At 56.9% G+C, this 2141-nt stretch carries 3 protein-coding genes; all 3 read left to right on the forward strand.

Going from position 1 to position 2141, the window contains the following annotated elements; translation table 11 throughout:
* Window positions 1–362, forward strand: a 362-nt coding sequence (locus NCCP691_RS21155; protein ID WP_220810552.1) for a hypothetical protein, incomplete at its 5' end; no start/stop codon positions are given.
* A 41-nt stretch (window positions 363–403) separates the two neighbouring features.
* Window positions 404–1489 (forward strand): extracellular catalytic domain type 2 short-chain-length polyhydroxyalkanoate depolymerase, encoded by a 1086-nt coding sequence (locus NCCP691_RS21160; protein ID WP_220810553.1) that lies wholly within the window; start codon window positions 404–406, stop codon window positions 1487–1489.
* A 173-nt stretch (window positions 1490–1662) separates the two neighbouring features.
* Window positions 1663–1908, forward strand: coding sequence for a hypothetical protein (locus tag NCCP691_RS21165; protein ID WP_220810554.1), 246 nt, complete (start codon window positions 1663–1665; stop codon window positions 1906–1908).
* Window positions 1909–2141 lie beyond the last annotated feature (233 nt).

Here is a 2141-nt window from a genome sequence, read left to right on the forward strand (position 1 = left end):
ATAAACGTCAATCGGGCATTCTTATGGATGTTCATTCGGTTGGCTTCTTTGAGAACTGGGGGTTTGGCGATTTCCAGTTTCTCAAATCCAATCCGAATGAACCAGAACAACCTATTGAAACATCACAACTAGCTCGGGCTGTCCTCCCGCCGTGGTATGCATTCTCGGCGCGCATGACGTCCGCGGCAATGACGATCCTGCCTTACCAAGCAACAGGCAACCGGACGATTGCCTTCCCGCGTCGACTCACGATTGAACGCAGGATAAAAAATATCGTCTCAACAACATTCGACTTTGCATCAGTCCCGCTTCCGCTTCGATCGGCAACAACGCTGCCGTCAATCAAAAAAAACAGGTGCTGAAGCAGGCATACTTTTCTTAAAGCAACGAGGAGACGATCATCATGAAGAAGCTGAGTTTTCGATCAGCATGGCCCGCCATATTCCTGATTGGATGTGTCGCGGCCGGCGGTGCCGGTGCACAGACGACGCCGCCAGCGCCGTCCGCCGAAAAACTCCAGCGCTATCAGATCGATCCGGCGAAGGTCTTTGTCGCAGGCATTTCCTCGGGTGGCTTCACCGCGGTGCAAATGCACGTGGCTCATTCCGCGACATTCAAGGGGGCCGCCATCTATGCGGGCGGCGTCTACTGGTGCGCGGGTGCTGGCGGCGCCGCGACCGCGCTTGCCAACTGCGGCGGCCAGACCTTGCCGACGAATGAAGCCTCCTACAACAGCATGCTTGCCCAGTCGATCGCTTATCTGGACACCCAGTCCGCGCTGGGCACGATCGACCCGTCGGTGTACCTCAGCGGCCAGCCGGTCTATTTATGGTCCGGTACCAGGGACGCCACCGTCAATCCACGCCAGATGGCCGACCTCAATGCGCAGTACCTTCACTATGGCGCCAGGGTACTGTTCGATAACAGCTTTCCGGCCGCGCACGGCTGGGAATCGCCGAACGGTGAACTCGACTGCGGCACCGCGGGCAGCCCCTTCATGGTGAAATGCTTTCTCAACGGCGCGGCTTACGATTCGGTGCAGACCTGGCTGAAGCTCTTCCTGGGACGGCTGAACCCACGCAACAATGGAAAGCTGCAAGGCATGCTGTCGACCTTCGACCAGACCGAATTCGGCGCCGGACCCAATGTCTCGCTGGCTTCCACAGGTACTGTCTTCGTGCCCAAAGCTTGCGCGCAAGGGAAAGCATGCGGCATGGTGCTCGCACTGCATGGCTGCAGGCAGTATTCGGCACTTATCGGCAGTCGCTGGGTGACCCAGGCGGGCATCAACGAATGGGCCGACACCAACGATCTCGTGGTTGTCTATCCCGACACCATCGCCTCGTCCGCACCAGGACCGACCAACCCGAATGGCTGCTACGACTGGTGGGGCTACTCAAACCAGGTCGATCCCAACTATGCACTGAAGAGCGGCGCGCAGATGTCGGTGCTCTACCGGATGGTGCAGCGTGTGACGGGCCGGCAGTAGTTCGCCCGCCGCGCGCACGCATACGCAGCTGTAAGAACCGTGGCGCCTTGCACAGCCAACCGCGGCAGTCAGATTGGCAGTTTTTAATCTTGCATGGTTTTCAACTGCGACATTTTGTCTCAATGTTCGGGAATTGCTTGCGAGTAGAATGCCTGAGCCCGGAAATACTCAAAATGATGGACTCGATACCTATAATCTTCGGTACGTTCAAGGTTCTCGTGCTCTGCACGGGCATGTTCTTCGCCATCAAGTGGCATTACGATCAAGGGAAGAAGGAGAAGGAGAAGGCGAAGGAGAAGCGCGCGGTGCTGTACGCGGGCGGCAAGGTGGCTACGGTCTTCATGCTATCGCTCCTGGGCCTGGGGCTCGTCACCTTCGTCCTTGGCAGGAAGCTCGGTCTGGACTTGGCTTTCCCTTGATGGCAAAGAATACCCGGCCGATATCCTGAACCGCGGTTTCAAATATCTTTTAGTAACCGGCTTCAAAGCAAAAAAGCCCGCACGACGCGGGCTTTTTTTTTGATGCTGACCCGTCCTGAAATGCGTTGACACTTTTTTGGAGGTGTCAAATGGACAGAGGGATCAAGCGTACGCAGCGGGACTACACGCTGGCTTTTAAGTTGGCGGTAGTTGACGAGGTGGAAAAAGGCGAG

Origin of the sequence: Noviherbaspirillum aridicola (assembly GCF_019656455.1) — a bacterium.
GTDB lineage: Bacteria > Pseudomonadota > Gammaproteobacteria > Burkholderiales > Burkholderiaceae_D > Noviherbaspirillum > Noviherbaspirillum aridicola.